Origin of the sequence: Fuscovulum ytuae (assembly GCF_029953595.1) — a bacterium.
GTDB classification, from domain to species: Bacteria; Pseudomonadota; Alphaproteobacteria; order Rhodobacterales; family Rhodobacteraceae; genus Paragemmobacter; species Paragemmobacter ytuae.
The window spans coordinates 2,365,283-2,377,064 of the sequence record NZ_CP124535.1 but is presented as its reverse complement, the minus strand read 5'-3'; the positions used below and the strand labels follow the sequence as shown (position 1 = coordinate 2,377,064).

Below are 11,782 nucleotides of genomic sequence, written 5' to 3'. Positions count from 1 at the left end.
CCTATCCCCCCACGCCATAGGTCGCGGCCAGCGACCCCACGGTCAAAGCCCAGCCATCCACCAGCACGAAAAGCAGCAACTTGATCGGCAGCGACACCAGCATGGGCGACAGCATCATCATCCCCAGTGCCATCAGGATCGACGCCACCACCATGTCGATGACAAGGAAGGGCAAAAAGATCAGGAACCCGATCTGGAACGCCGTCTTCAATTCCGATGTGATGAAGGCCGGCAGCAGCACCGACAGCGGCACATCGTCCTGCGTGGCATAGGGGCCATCCCCCGCCAATTGCTGGAACATCATCAGATCGTTCTGCCGCGTATTCTCGATCAGAAAGCCGCGCAGGATGCCGCTGCCGATCTCGATCGCCTGATCCGCCGGCATCTGCCCATCCAGATAGGGCGACAGCGCCTGATCATAGAACGCCGTCATCGTCGGCTGCATCACGAAGAATGTCAGGAACAGCGCGAGCGCGATCAGAACCTGGTTCGGCGGCGTCTGCTGCGTGCCCAAGGCCTGCCGCAGGATGGACAGCACGATGATGATCCGCGTAAAGGCCGTCATCCCCAGCACGATTGACGGCAGCACCGTCAGCGCCGTCATCAGCGCGACGATCTGCAAGGACAGGGAATAGGTCGTCCCGCCCTCTGTCTCCGACATGGTCAGCGCAGGCAAACCCTGCGCCAGCGCCGCGCCGGGCAGCGCCACGATCAACAAGGGCAGAAGAAAGGGCAAAAGGCGCGTCATGCCGCGCCCTCCGCCTGCGCCAAGGGCGCAGGCTCCAGCGGCGTCACGACAGGTGCCTCACCCCGGCAACGCAGGATCAGGAACTCGCGCGCATCCACCTGCAAGATCATCGCCCGGTCGGTGGGCGACAAAGCCGCCACCTCCACCAAACGCATCCTGCGTTCGCCCGCGATCCGTCGCGCGATCCCGCCACGGTTCATCTTCACCACCAGCCAGCCAAGGCCAAGCACGGCCATGAACAGGATCAGGGTCAGAATTTGGTCAGGTCGGATCACATCCAAAGCAGGGCACTCCGTCAGAAAGGCGACATCTGCGCCAATCCCTGCAAACCCCGTGCCGCATGGGCCGGGGATGGAACGAAACCGCACCATTTTTTCAGGCCTGGGTTGCAAGGCCGCGATGGGCCATCCTTATGTCAGCCCGGTCCAGACCTCCGACCGTCTGACGATGGCATCCCGGCCCCGATACGATTTCCCGACAGTCCCAGTAGCCAGTGCGAGAGAAAAATGCCCGTCACCACACTCCGCGACCTGATCGTCCCCCACCGCATCGATGGCTTGCCCAGCAAACGCGCGCTGGAACATCCCTTCTTCAATCTCGCCGTGGACGAGGTTCGCACCATGCCCAAGCCTGCGCTGATCAACGAATTGCGGCTTCTGCCGAAGGTCGGCAGCAAATCCTTCCGCATCATCCTTGATGTGCTGGGCACCGCCTGATCCCTTGCCAAAGCCTCACCTCACCGCGCGCTCTGTGGCCACAGTTTGCTGCACAAAACCCGGCACAAAACAGGGCACAACCGTTACAGGCTTTCCGCCCGCTTTTCCGGGTCGATGATCTGACCAAATCGGATGCCGAACCGTTCGCCAACCATGACCACCTCGCCCTTGGCGATCAGGGTGCCATTGACCAGAACATCCAGCGGATCACCCGCCAGCCTGTCCAGTTCAATCACGGAACCCTCTGAAAGTCTTAGCAAATCTTTGATCGTCAGCTCCGCCCGGCCCACCTCGACCGTCAGCTTTACGCCGATATTTTCCAACAGGCGCAGCCCTTCGCTGCTGGTCGAACTCGCCGCTTCGGTCATCTTTTCTTATCCTTTCACGCGTTTGCTGATCGAGAGGGCCGACTTCCCCCCCAACTCACCCGGCACCGCTTCGAAATAAACTTTCCCGTCGATCAGGATCTCGACTTTGTCCGTCACTTTCGCAGGCACCACATCCCCCTCCTTCAACGAGGCCAGCCTCTTCAGCGGAATTTCCGGCTCGCACAGCCGCGTCCGGACGGCCAGCGGGATGGTCATCACCGCCCGCTCCAACCGCTCGCGCCAGCTGGCATCATCCTCAAGGGAATCCGACTGCGTGCGCGATCTCAACTGGCTGGCGATGGGCTTAAGTGTTTGAAGGGGATACAGAATATCAAAGCTGGCCGGTTCGGCATCGGGCAGTTGAACCATGAAGGAACAATTAACGATCATATCATCGCCATCCACAAAGGCGGCGAATTGCATGTTCTCTTCCCGGGTCTGAACCGCAAAGGTCAACTGCATCAGATCGCGCCATGCCAATTGCAGCGCGTTGTTCAATCGGTCGGTGACAATCTCGATCACCCGCTGCTCAGTCGCGGTGAACTCGTTCCGCCCATTCTTCACATAGCGGATCGACCCCCCGTAATAGGCATCCGTCAACAGGCTGATAAAGGGTGGCGGGATCACGATCAGATGGCTGCCCCGCAATTCTTCGATCCGCGTATTGGTCAGCGAAACGAAATTGTCTTGGCTGTTTCGATAGTCGTCAAAACTCCGCATCTCGGCCGGAAAGGCCGAAATCCGCGGCTGTATCCGCAGCATCGGCAGAAAGACGGACCGGGCGATACGGCAGAACCTTTCGTTGATCATCCGCAGGGCGTGGTAGTCGCCCATCTGGGAAAGATCATTGGAACCAAAGGTATAGGGCCGAACCTCAACCCCATCCGCCGACTGGCCGAAACTCGTGTTATCCATCAGGCCGCCGACGAGGGCGGCCACCTCATTGGCAGACAGCTTGCGCGGTGTCATCGCCATCGCGCGGGTCCTTTACTGCATCATGAAGGACGGAAAGAACACGTCCTCCACCCCACCAAAGCCTTCCATCCGCATCAGTCGGGCATTCACCGCATCCTTCAGCGCATCCGCCAACCGCGCCCGCCCATTCGGCCCTGCGATATCTTCTTCCGTAAAGGTCGCGATCACCGCCAGCATATCTGATTGCAGGGCAAGCTTGTGGGTCTCCACATTCGTGATGACCTGCTCGTCATACTGCGTCGAAACGCCGATCTGCACCTGAAGAAAAGACCGCGAATCCTTAAGGTTAGACGTGATCGGGTCGGGAAAGGTGAAATAAAGCGTCTGAAACAGCGTTTCGTCCGGCGTGTCTTTCGGCACCTTCTCGCGCCCATCCGCATCGGCCCGCGCGGCTTGATCGGGTTCGATCAGGCGCAGCATGTCCTGCGTGGGTGAAAAGGGATTGGCGAAATAGACATACCCCCCGCCAAAGCCCGCCCCCAAAAGGATGACGGACCCAAGAATCTTTCCCACAAGGCCCAGAATGCGCCCCTTCTTGCGCGGCGCGACGATATCGACGGTTTCGCTGCTCATCCTTCAGTCCCCTCAGGCAATCAGATTGACCAATCCGCGCCCCGCGCGACCGGCCTGTTCGGCCAAGGCTCCGACGCCCTGACGATCAAAATGCAACTCCATGCTGCGCGGTCGTGGCCCCCGGTCCCCCGGACCATTTCCACCCTGCCCAGCCTGCCCCTGCCCATTCTGGGCATCGCGGCTCTGGGCATCCTGTCCACCAAGGCTTAGCCCCGCGCGCGACAGGCTTTCCGACAGCCGGTGTTCCGCTTGCTGGAACAGCCGCGCGGCTTCGGTCGTTTCCGTAACGATCCGCACCTGCGCCAAACCGTCCACAACCTCCAGCTTGATCTTCAGATGGCCCAGCGTTTCAGGGGCAAGATCAAGCTCGATCTCCTGCCCATCGCCTGAAAGCTCTGCCGCGATCCGATCCGCCAGCGCCACTTCCCAACCGGGCCGCGCAAGGTGGATTGGGCCACCTGCCGTCACGCCAAAGGGCTGCGCCCCGACCAGCGCTGCGCTGCCGCCCGTCGATGTGGTCGGGGCGCTCACCTCTGCCTTCTCGGCACCCAAGGCGGCAAGGGTGATCTCCGCCGTCTCACGCCGCGCCTCGCCACCATTGCGCGGTTCGGCGGCCACTGGGGCCACGCCTGCTGCCACAGGCCGCAACTCGGCCCCCGGCGCGACTTTGCCCATGGCGATCTCGTCCTTGCCTTCGGTTGCCGTTTCGGCCTCGGAGGCAGCTTCCGGCCCCTCCAGCGGCCCCTTGCCATCCTTGTCGGCCTTGGCCAGACCCGGCATCGTCATGCTTGCGGCCATCGCGCGACGCGCGGCCTCGACACTTGCATCGGTGGGCTGCACGGTCGGGGCCGCCGCCTCGCCCGTCGGCGCTACAGGCAGCGCCGCCGCGAGCATTGCCGCCATTGGCAGGTCCAGCGGAATGTCCTCTTCGGCACCCGCCTCCTCAGAGGTCAAATCCACCTCGGACCCTTCCACGGGCAGCTCGGCCACATCATCCGGCAAAGGTGCAGGGGCCCCGATCACGGCGGCCGCGCCTTCGACCGGGGCTTCCGTCCCAGCCACGGCAAGCTCCTGCTCCAGACCCGCGCTCGGCGTCGCACCCTCGCCCTCAATCGCGACCGCCCGCTGTTCCAGATCGGCCAGCATCGCCTCGGCATCCGTGGGCACCTCGACAGCAGGCACGGTCTCATCGGCCTTCTTGCCCGCCTTGCCCTTCGCCTCAGGTCCCATCGCCCCGGCCAGCGTTTCCGCGAACCGCGCCTCGCCGCCTTCTTCCGGTGCAGCAGCAGAGGCGGCCGCCTCGCTCTTACGGGGCAGGGCAGGGGTCTCGGCAAGGGTGACGGGCAGGGTCATCGTGCTCTCGATCCGAAAAGGGGCATCTGCGCCCCGCTTGCAAAAGGAATGCCAACCTCAGCGTCGGCGCGGGGGTTGGGCCGCATCACGGGCAGCCTGCCGTTCCTCCGCCTCACCGCGCCGGGCGGCCTTGGCCTTGTCGGCAAGGGTCTGGTGGCGATGTTCTTGCCGGGCCAGCTTTGCCTGTTCCTCGGCCATCTGGGTGGCAAAAGCCTCTCGCTTCATGCGGTGACGCTCCGCCTCGGTCAGGATCTGTGCCGCCATCGCCCGCTCGGCCATCACTTCCGCAGCAAGCCGCACGCCCGCACCTTTCGATTGCCGCGCCAGCGCATCATGCAGGCGGGAGACCATCCGCTCGGCCTCATCCTTCTGGCGCGCCGCCTCGCGCAGATCGGCCAAGGTGCCTGCAATGCGCGCCTTTTCCTGCAAGGCCATAAGGCCAAGAACCCTGCTTTTTCCCGTCATGCCACACCCGTCCCGGCCAGCATGATCAACGCCTCACGGCTTGCCGCGAAATCCGCCGGGTCATGCGGCCCCTGTCGGATCAGATCAAGGATGCGCGGCCACAGCCGTATCGCCTCATCAAGGTCGGGGTCTTGCCCCGGAACATAGCCCCCCATCAGCATCAGATCGCGGTTATCCATGTAAAGCGTGATCATCCGGCGCAGCTTCTGCGCCGCCTCCCGATGCGCAGGGTCGGTGATATCCATCATCACACGGCTGGCCGATTGCGGCAGGTCCACCGCCGGATAAATGCCCATCTGCGTCTGGCGCCGCGACAGAACGATATGCCCGTCCAGAATGGCCCGCGCCGTATCCACCACCGGGTCATTCGTTGTGTCATCCCCATCTGCCAGCACGGTATAGATTGCCGTGATCGCGCCTTCCCCCGGCAGCCCCGGCCCGGTCCGTTCGATCAGCCCGGGGATCAGCGACACGACCGATGGCGGATAGCCCTTCGCCGTCGGCTGTTCGCCCAAGGCCAGGCCGATCTCGCGCTGGGCATGCGCCACCCGCGTCAGGCTGTCCATGATCAGCAGGACCTGCTTGCCTTGCGCGCGGAAATGTTCGGCAATCGCCGTCGCCCGCCGCGCCGCGCGCAGCCGCAAAAGGGGGGAACGGTCGGCAGGCACGGCCACCATGCAGATGCGCTTGGCCGCCTCGCCCTGCATCACGCTGCGCACAAAGGCCCCCACCTCGCGCGCCCGTTCGCCGATCAGACCCACCACGATGACATCGGCCTCGGTCTGGCGGGCCATCATCTCCATCAGCACCGATTTACCCACGCCCGACCCGGCGATGATGCCCAGACGCTGCCCTCGTCCCACCGTCAGCGCGGCATTCAGAATACGCACCCCCACATCCAGCGGTCGATCCACCGCCGTTCGCGCCAGGGGGTTCATCAACCGCCCCGCAAGGGGCCAAACCGCATCACAGCGCGGGGGTGGGAGCCCGTCCAAAGGATGCCCCTCGGCATCCACCACACGGCCCAGCAGGGCATCGCCCACCTCGGCCATCTGGCCTCCATCGATCACCTTCACCCGCGCGCCCGCCATGATCGCGGCACCCGGCTGGTTCAGGAACATCAGCACATGCCCCCGCGCAAATCCGATCACTTCGCCCTGCACGGGCGTGCCGGTTTCCGTCGCGATTTCGCACAGGCTGCCGGGGCTGGCCGGGAAACCCGTCGCCTCAAGGATCAACCCGTCATAGCGCAAGACCCGCCCCTCGACGCGCGGCGCAGGCGCAACCGCTTGCCGTGCCACCTCGGCCCCGATCCGCTCCAGCAGGCTCATCCCCGCACCTCCAGAAGGTCGGCCAGACGGATGCCCTCGGCCCGCACCTCCACATCGCCTCGGCTCAGCCGCGCATCTGCGGACAGCATCGCGCCCTCCAGCACCTCGCATCCCGCCAGATGCGGGCGGATCGCCTCAAGGTCATCCGGGTGCAGCCGCACGGAAACCGCACGCACCCCCTGTGCCACGCGATCCGCAAGCGCCTCTACCCGTTCGGCAAAAGCCACAGGCAGCGCATCGATCATCTGCCCCGCCCGTTCGGCGGCTAGATTGCGCACCGCTTCTGCCAATATGCCTGCAAGGCCGTCAGCGATCCCTGTGCTATCCTCCAGCCGTGCCACTGCCTCCAAAAACAGCGCGCGCGCCGGTCCAATGGTGGCCTCCGCTTCGGCCCGTCCGGCAACCACGCCTTCCGCATGGCCCGTGGCATGACCCGCCTCGATCCCATCGGCGCGCCCTTGGGCATAGCCTTCGGCCCGCGCCTCGGCCAAACGCTGCGCCATCTCTTCCGTCGACACATGCGCTGACGGTGTCGCCCGCGCTGGCGCCATCACCTCGCCCGCTGCGACCGTGATGCCGCCATCTTCCGTGGCCACGACAGCCTCGACCATGGCCGTGGCATCGGGATCAATCCGCCGCACCGCATCCAGCCGTGCGGGGCGGAATACGGCATCCGCCTCTCCGACCGGTGATCTTGCTGCAAATCCCTTCTGGGCCGAGGCGCGGATCATCGCCATCACCTCGGCATGTCCCATGCGCGGGGCTTCCCCATCGGTCATGGCTTACACCATCTGCTCGCCGCCGCGACCGGCAAGCACGATGGCCCCCTCGTCCGACAGTTTCCGCGCCGTAGCAACGATGGCCTTCTGCGCCTCTTGCACATCGGTCAGGCGCACCGGGCCCAACGCCTCCATCTCGTCGCGCAGGTTGGCTGCTGCCCGGCTCGACATGCAGCCCAAAAGCTTGTCGCGCAACGACTCGCCCGCCCCCTTCAGGGCCAACACCAACTGCTCGTTGTCCACGCTGCGCAGCAGGGTTTGCAACGACCGATCGTCCGATTGCTCCAGATTGTCGAAGACGAACATGTTGTCCATGATGGCCTGCATCAGGTCGCGATCCTCTTTCTTCACCTCGCGCATGATGCGCTGTTCCATCGCCGTCCGCGTAAAGTTCATGATCCGCGCCGCTGCCTTCACGCCGCCGATCTGGCTGGCGCGGCTGGTGGACGATGCCTTGAACTTCCGCTGCATCACCTGTTCCAGATCGTGCAACGCCTCTGGCTGGATGGAGGACAGATCCGCAATGCGGCGGATGATGTCGGGCTGCACCTCTTCGGGCAAAAGCATCAGGACATCCGCCGCAAGGCTGTAGTCCAGACAGGCGATTACCAGCGCGATGATCTGGGGATGCTCGTCGATGATCAGTTCCGCAATGGACCGCGCATCCATCCAATCAAGGATCTCGATCGGCCGCTCTGCCGAAGACGGGTTGATCCGGCTGATAACCGACTGCGCCTTGTCCTCACCCAGCGCCTCGGTCATCACCGACCGGATATAGACCGGCGCACCGTGGTTCAGCCCTGTCTCGCGGTTCAGGCCGATCAGGAATTCCTCGACCACATGTTCCAGCGTCAACTGGTCCACATCGTTGATCGAATACATCGCCGCGCCCAGATTCTGCACTTCTGCCGGGCTTAGGTTGCGCAGCACGGCAGCGGCGGCACGTTCACCGAACAGCATCATCAGCACCGCCGCACGATGCAAGGGCGTCAGCCGTTCCATCGGGACAGAGCTTCCCATCGGGGCAGGGCCGGATACGGGGCGAGGGGCGGGCATGGCGCGTCTCTTCTCCTTAGGCTTTCGGGGCGGACGGGTCGTCCTTCATCATCTTCTGCAAGACCGATGCGATGCGTGCCGGGTCTTCGGCCACGATCTGGCGCAGCACGGCGAACTTCTCTTCGCGGCTGACATTCGCGCCCAGGGCGGCACTGGTCAGCTTCGCGCGCCGCGCCTCAAGCCGGGCCTGCACATCGTCCAGACTGTCGCCTGCGGCCACCTCGACCCCGGCCACGCCACCCATCTGCATCGCACTCGCCGCCGCCGCACCCGGCAGCACCACCCGCGTCAGCAGGGGCCGGATGATCCCAAGCGCCACGATGGCCACGAGCGCGATCATCCCCACCTGACGCAGCACTTCCGGCACCCAGGAAAAATCGGTCGGCACGTCCATCACCATCTCATCCATGAAGGGCTGCGCCGCGATGGTGATCGTATCGCCGCGTTCCGCGTCAAAGCCGATGGCCGTTTGCGCCAGCCGCTCCAGATCGGCCTTCAGCGCCTCGGGCAACAGCGGGGGCGGTTCCGCCCCCTCTTCCACCGGGGCCTGCGGCGTGGCGCGCAAAAGGATCGCCGCGCTGATCTTCATCACGCGGGCCGTGGCGGGCTGCGTGGTTTCAACCGTGCGGCTCACTTCGTAATTCTTCGTCGTACCAGTGGACCGGTTGGTGATCGTCCCTGCCAAAGGCTGCGGACCTGTCGGCGCGGGCACCTGACCCGCCGCCTGCAACTGCGCCTGGTTCGGCGGCTGGTTCGCCACCGCGCCCGGCACGCCCCGCGCCGGCGGCTCGGCCGATTCCACCAATTCCGACTGTTCCGACCGCAGCGCCGTTCCGTTCGGATCGACCCGCTCTTCAGTGATCTGGCTTTGCGTGAAATCCATATCCACCGTCACCTGCACCGACAGGTTCCCCGGCCCCGCAATCGGCGTCAGCAACGCCTCGATCCGCTCGCGATACAGTTGCTCCACCTCCAGCCGGTGCTGCAACTGCCGGTCCGACACCACCGCCGCCGGATCATCCGAACCGCGCGACAGCAGTCGCCCCATCTGATCCACCACCGTCACATCGCCCCGCGCCATGCCGGGAACCGAAGTGGACACAAGGTTCACGATCGCTTCCACCTGCGAGGGCTCCAACATCCGGCCCGGTGCAAGCTGAAGGAAAACCGACGCACGCGGCGCCTGCGTATCGCGCAAAAAGGCCGATTTTTCGGGCAGCGCCAAATGCACCCGCGCCTGCGACACGGATGAGATTTCGGTGATCGACCGCGCCAATTCCAATTCCTGCGCCTGCCGCAGCCGCGCCCCTTCCACAGACCGGCTTGCCCCCATCGGCAGATCGGTCAGCACCGCATTGGCATCCGGGGTCGAAGTCGGCAGCCCCTGCGATGCAAGCTGCATCCGCGCGCGGTGGTATTCCGCGGTTGCCACCTCGATCTCGCCTGTAAAGCTGTCGACCGAGGCCGCAATTCCTGCCGCGTTCAACGCCTCGATCACCTGCGCCTTATCTGCTTCGGCCATTCCGGGAAACAGCACCATCCGCGCCGGTTCCCGCAGGATCAGCCAACCGCCCACCGCCAGAACGGCAACCGACAGGATCAGGATTGCCGGCATCGCGCGGCGCAGCGCGGGCTGGTTGCCCATGCGCATCACATTACTGACGGCGCCCTTCATCTGCGCCACGATCGGGTTGCCGCTGCCGACCGGAATGGGGGTCATTGCCATGTTGCGTCAATCCTCTCGTCTTGTCAGACCGGCATGTTCATAATGTCGCGGTAGGCACCCAGCGCCTTGTTCCGCACGTTCAGCGCGAACTGGAACCCAAGCGATGAGATCTGCTGATCGATCATCACCGAGGCCAGATCCGTCTCCAGACCCATTTCGAAATCCCGCGCCCGCTGCGTGGCTGTGTTCTGTGCTTGGGCAAGGTTATCGACCGCGCCCGCGATGCGTTCGCCAAAACCCGGCCCCTTTGCCTCGCCGATCCCCGGCGTGGCCTGGGGTGCAAAAGGCGTCTGGATGCCGCCTGTCTGCTGGCCCGTCTGAAGACCCGCCTGCTGGCCCACCTGCGGCCCTTCTGGCCGGATCAATCCGGCAGCGAAGGGCGAAAAGCCGTTCACCGATCCGATGCTCATCTTGCCTGCCTCAGACCGCGCGTGCCATCAGCCGCGTCACCGTCGGCGTCGCCGCCCGGATCAGCAGATCATTGGGCGTGATCCGCCCGCCCTCCTGCATCACCAGCGCGCGCTGGATGACGTTTTCCAATTCGCGCACATTGCCCGGCCAGTCATGTGCCACCAGCGCGGCGATGGCATCCGGCGTCAGCATCGGCAGGGGCTGGCCCGCAGGCGCGTGCCGCCGCACCATGGCGCAGGCCAGAACCGGAATATCCTCCGGCCGTTCGCACAGCGCGCGGGTGGCCAGCGGAAAGACGTTCAGGCGATAGAACAGATCCTCGCGGAACCGGCGTTCGCGCACCTCTTCCTCCATGTCGCGGTTCGACGTTGCGATCACGCGGATATCCACCGCCACCTCAGCCTGCGCCCCAATCGGCGTCAGCGCCCGCTCCTGCAACACGCGCAAGAGTTTCGACTGCAACCCCATCGGCATTTCCGAAATCTCGTCCAGCATCAGCGTCCCGCCCTCGGCGGCGCGGATGATGCCCTTGTTGGCGTTCGATGCGCCGGTGAAGGCCCCCTTCTCATGCCCGAAAAGGATCGCCTCCAGCATATTCTCGGGGATCGCCGCGCAGTTGATCGCCACGAAAGGCGCTGCCGCCCGGCGGCTTGCCGCATGCACCGTGCGCGCCAGCACTTCCTTGCCCGAACCGGTGGGGCCGTTGATGAAGACGGTCACATCCGTCCGCGCCACGCGGTTGGCCAGATCGATCAACTCGCCCGTTGCCGGATCGGCGGCGACCATCCCTTGGACCTGCCCGGCAATCATGTCGACCAGCGTCATCAGCCCCGCATCGCGCAGCGCGGGCTGGCCGCTGCGGGGCAGGGCCACGCGCAGCACGCGCCCGCCCATCTCTTCCACCACGCCAAAGGCTGCCGCCCCTTCCGAAACGACCATGATCGACTTCGCCCCGGCGCCCCGCGCCAGATCGGTCAGACCGCGCGCGCCACCCAGACCCGCCTCCGCCGCCGCCGAGGCGACAAGGACATGCGTCCCCGCCACCGGCTTTGCGCCCCGCTCTGCCGCAATCCGGCGGCGGGACAAAAGCTGTGCCATCGCGGCACCGGCTTCGAAAGCGTCGTCAAGGATGTGGATCACGGCCATGGGTTTACTCCGGCTGATGGAAACGCATTCGGGTAAGGAAGAGGCAGGAACCGTGCCACCCGCCCCGCGCTGACGAAAATTCTTCGATACCCCCCGCTAAAACGCCTCATGCCCCGGCCGTTTTCGCTGTCAGGG

Annotated in this window: 14 protein-coding genes; 1 reads left to right on the top strand and 13 read right to left on the bottom strand. The window is 64.7% G+C overall.

The window, feature by feature from the left end; all coding sequences use genetic code 11:
- Position 1: 1 nt before the first annotated feature.
- Both fliP and QF092_RS11570 read right to left on the bottom strand, forming a co-directional pair.
- Entirely contained in the window at positions 2-748 is a 747-nt protein-coding gene (gene fliP, locus QF092_RS11575; RefSeq protein ID WP_281464056.1) for a flagellar type III secretion system pore protein FliP, read from the bottom strand.
- A complete protein-coding gene (locus QF092_RS11570; RefSeq protein ID WP_281464055.1) occupies positions 745-1,119 on the bottom strand; it encodes a hypothetical protein in 375 nt (124 codons plus the stop codon). The genes fliP and QF092_RS11570 overlap by 4 nt, the downstream gene beginning before the upstream one ends.
- Positions 1,120-1,254: 135 nt before the next feature.
- On the opposite strand from QF092_RS11570, the gene QF092_RS11565 reads away from it, so the two are divergent.
- Positions 1,255-1,464 (top strand): hypothetical protein, encoded by a 210-nt coding sequence (locus QF092_RS11565; RefSeq protein ID WP_281464054.1) that lies wholly within the window; start codon positions 1,255-1,257, stop codon positions 1,462-1,464.
- Between the two features lie 83 nt (positions 1,465-1,547).
- Here the strand turns inward: QF092_RS11565 and fliN are convergent, their stop codons facing one another.
- The 11 genes from fliN to QF092_RS11510 are packed head-to-tail and all read right to left on the bottom strand — an operon-like array spanning position 1,548 to position 11,647.
- A complete protein-coding gene (gene fliN, locus QF092_RS11560; protein WP_281464053.1) occupies positions 1,548-1,832 on the bottom strand; it encodes a flagellar motor switch protein FliN in 285 nt (94 codons plus the stop codon).
- A gap of 6 nt (positions 1,833-1,838) precedes the next feature.
- Positions 1,839-2,807 carry a flagellar motor switch protein FliM gene (fliM, locus tag QF092_RS11555; protein WP_281464052.1) on the bottom strand — a complete coding sequence of 323 codons (969 nt, stop codon included), beginning with the start codon at positions 2,805-2,807 and terminating at the stop codon, positions 1,839-1,841.
- A 12-nt stretch (positions 2,808-2,819) separates the two neighbouring features.
- Positions 2,820-3,380 carry a flagellar basal body-associated FliL family protein gene (locus QF092_RS11550; protein WP_281464051.1) on the bottom strand — a complete coding sequence of 187 codons (561 nt, stop codon included), beginning with the start codon at positions 3,378-3,380 and terminating at the stop codon, positions 2,820-2,822.
- A 12-nt stretch (positions 3,381-3,392) separates the two neighbouring features.
- A complete protein-coding gene (locus tag QF092_RS11545; RefSeq protein WP_281464050.1) occupies positions 3,393-4,733 on the bottom strand; it encodes a flagellar hook-length control protein FliK in 1,341 nt (446 codons plus the stop codon).
- A 57-nt stretch (positions 4,734-4,790) separates the two neighbouring features.
- Positions 4,791-5,198 carry a hypothetical protein gene (locus tag QF092_RS11540; protein WP_281464049.1) on the bottom strand — a complete coding sequence of 136 codons (408 nt, stop codon included), beginning with the start codon at positions 5,196-5,198 and terminating at the stop codon, positions 4,791-4,793.
- Positions 5,195-6,529 carry a FliI/YscN family ATPase gene (locus QF092_RS11535; protein ID WP_281464048.1) on the bottom strand — a complete coding sequence of 445 codons (1,335 nt, stop codon included), beginning with the start codon at positions 6,527-6,529 and terminating at the stop codon, positions 5,195-5,197. Before QF092_RS11535 ends, QF092_RS11540 begins: the two co-directional genes overlap by 4 nt.
- Entirely contained in the window at positions 6,526-7,308 is a 783-nt protein-coding gene (locus QF092_RS11530; protein ID WP_281464047.1) for a FliH/SctL family protein, read from the bottom strand. The genes QF092_RS11535 and QF092_RS11530 overlap by 4 nt, the downstream gene beginning before the upstream one ends.
- A gap of 3 nt (positions 7,309-7,311) precedes the next feature.
- Entirely contained in the window at positions 7,312-8,328 is a 1,017-nt protein-coding gene (fliG, locus tag QF092_RS11525; RefSeq protein ID WP_281464046.1) for a flagellar motor switch protein FliG, read from the bottom strand.
- A gap of 52 nt (positions 8,329-8,380) precedes the next feature.
- Entirely contained in the window at positions 8,381-10,090 is a 1,710-nt protein-coding gene (gene fliF / locus QF092_RS11520; protein ID WP_281464045.1) for a flagellar basal-body MS-ring/collar protein FliF, read from the bottom strand.
- A 23-nt stretch (positions 10,091-10,113) separates the two neighbouring features.
- The gene (gene fliE / locus QF092_RS11515; protein ID WP_281464044.1) at positions 10,114-10,500 is read right to left on the bottom strand and encodes a flagellar hook-basal body complex protein FliE; all 387 of its coding nucleotides are present in this window, start codon (positions 10,498-10,500) and stop codon (positions 10,114-10,116) included.
- 10 nt (positions 10,501-10,510) lie between these two features.
- A complete protein-coding gene (locus QF092_RS11510; RefSeq protein ID WP_281464043.1) occupies positions 10,511-11,647 on the bottom strand; it encodes a sigma 54-interacting transcriptional regulator in 1,137 nt (378 codons plus the stop codon).
- Positions 11,648-11,782: the final 135 nt, after the last annotated feature.

Excerpts from the sequence above, each read along its gene's own strand:
- fliP (WP_281464056.1), bottom strand. The coding sequence starts at position 748 with ATGACGCGCCTTTTGCCCTTTCTTCTGCCCTTGTTGATCGTGGCGCTG.
- QF092_RS11570 (WP_281464055.1), bottom strand. The coding sequence starts at position 1,119 with ATGGTGCGGTTTCGTTCCATCCCCGGCCCATGCGGCACGGGGTTTGCA.
- QF092_RS11565 (WP_281464054.1), top strand. The coding sequence starts at position 1,255 with ATGCCCGTCACCACACTCCGCGACCTGATCGTCCCCCACCGCATCGAT.
- fliN (WP_281464053.1), bottom strand. The coding sequence starts at position 1,832 with ATGACCGAAGCGGCGAGTTCGACCAGCAGCGAAGGGCTGCGCCTGTTG.
- fliM (WP_281464052.1), bottom strand. The coding sequence starts at position 2,807 with ATGGCGATGACACCGCGCAAGCTGTCTGCCAATGAGGTGGCCGCCCTC.
- QF092_RS11550 (WP_281464051.1), bottom strand. The coding sequence starts at position 3,380 with ATGAGCAGCGAAACCGTCGATATCGTCGCGCCGCGCAAGAAGGGGCGC.
- QF092_RS11545 (WP_281464050.1), bottom strand. The coding sequence starts at position 4,733 with ATGACCCTGCCCGTCACCCTTGCCGAGACCCCTGCCCTGCCCCGTAAG.
- QF092_RS11540 (WP_281464049.1), bottom strand. The coding sequence starts at position 5,198 with ATGACGGGAAAAAGCAGGGTTCTTGGCCTTATGGCCTTGCAGGAAAAG.
- QF092_RS11535 (WP_281464048.1), bottom strand. The coding sequence starts at position 6,529 with ATGAGCCTGCTGGAGCGGATCGGGGCCGAGGTGGCACGGCAAGCGGTT.
- QF092_RS11530 (WP_281464047.1), bottom strand. The coding sequence starts at position 7,308 with ATGACCGATGGGGAAGCCCCGCGCATGGGACATGCCGAGGTGATGGCG.
- fliG (WP_281464046.1), bottom strand. The coding sequence starts at position 8,328 with ATGGGAAGCTCTGTCCCGATGGAACGGCTGACGCCCTTGCATCGTGCG.
- fliF (WP_281464045.1), bottom strand. The coding sequence starts at position 10,090 with ATGGCAATGACCCCCATTCCGGTCGGCAGCGGCAACCCGATCGTGGCG.
- fliE (WP_281464044.1), bottom strand. The coding sequence starts at position 10,500 with ATGAGCATCGGATCGGTGAACGGCTTTTCGCCCTTCGCTGCCGGATTG.
- QF092_RS11510 (WP_281464043.1), bottom strand. The coding sequence starts at position 11,647 with ATGGCCGTGATCCACATCCTTGACGACGCTTTCGAAGCCGGTGCCGCG.